The organism is Streptomyces sp. IBSBF 3136, from assembly GCF_036815105.1.
Lineage (GTDB): Bacteria > Actinomycetota > Actinomycetes > Streptomycetales > Streptomycetaceae > Streptomyces.
On record NZ_JAJSZC010000486.1, the window covers coordinates 1 to 803 of the forward strand.

Sequence of the window (803 nt, forward strand, 5' to 3'; positions counted from 1 at the left end):
CGTTCGACATGATCTGCAGGCCCGGACGCGCCAGCTCGGCACGCATCAGCAGCGCCATCACGCCGCCGATCAGGAAGAACGCGAACGACGTGACCAAGTAGAGCGTCCCGATCGTCTTGTGATCGGTGGTGGTGAGCCACTGTACGGCCCTGGTGTCTCTGATCCTCTTCACGCCCCGCCTGTGTCCGCGGGCCGCGCGTCGGTCACACTCGGGCGGCGCGACGAGCATCACGCGAGAAGGGTGTGACGATCCGGACGGTGCCGGACACGAACGGAACATGAGCAACGACGAGACTTTCGCCGCTGCCTATCGCGAGCACTACTGGGCGGTCAGCCGCTATGTCGCCAGGCGACTCATGGGGCGGGCCGACGAGGTGGAGGAAGTGGTGGCGGAGGTGTTCACGGTCGCCTGGCGCCGCTGGGGCGACCTGCCCGAGGCACCGCTGCCCTGGCTGTACGGGGTGGCACGCAACTGCCTGGCGAACGCGGTACGCGGCTACGGACGCCGGCGCCGGCTGGTGAACCGGATCGGCAACGACGAGACCGCGCACGGCCGGCACATCGTCGGCAGCCCCGACGCCGAAGGCCCCGGCTCCTGGGTGCACGAGGCCCTGGACCGGCTCTCCCCGGCGGACCAGGAGGTGCTGCGGCTCGCGGCCTGGGAGGAACTCGGCGCCGACGAGATCGCCGTGGCGCTGGGCTGCGGCAGCCGGGCCGCCGCCATGCGCCTGCACCGGGCGCGCGGCCGCCTGCGGGCCGAGATCGACCGCATGCGGCCCGCCGTGGCGGCCCCGCCCCCCGCC

The 803-nt window shown here is 72.2% G+C and carries 1 protein-coding gene and 1 pseudogene; one reads left to right on the forward strand and one right to left on the reverse strand.

Annotation, left to right across the window (positions count from 1 at the left end):
• Window positions 1-172 (reverse strand): annotated as a pseudogene (locus tag V7E45_RS40375) (cytochrome ubiquinol oxidase subunit I); the annotation flags it as partial.
• Window positions 173-278: 106 nt separating this feature from the next.
• Here V7E45_RS40375 and V7E45_RS40380 point away from each other — a divergent pair.
• A partial coding sequence (locus V7E45_RS40380) for an RNA polymerase sigma factor (RefSeq protein WP_333779261.1) occupies window positions 279-803 on the forward strand: 525 nt, incomplete at its 3' end.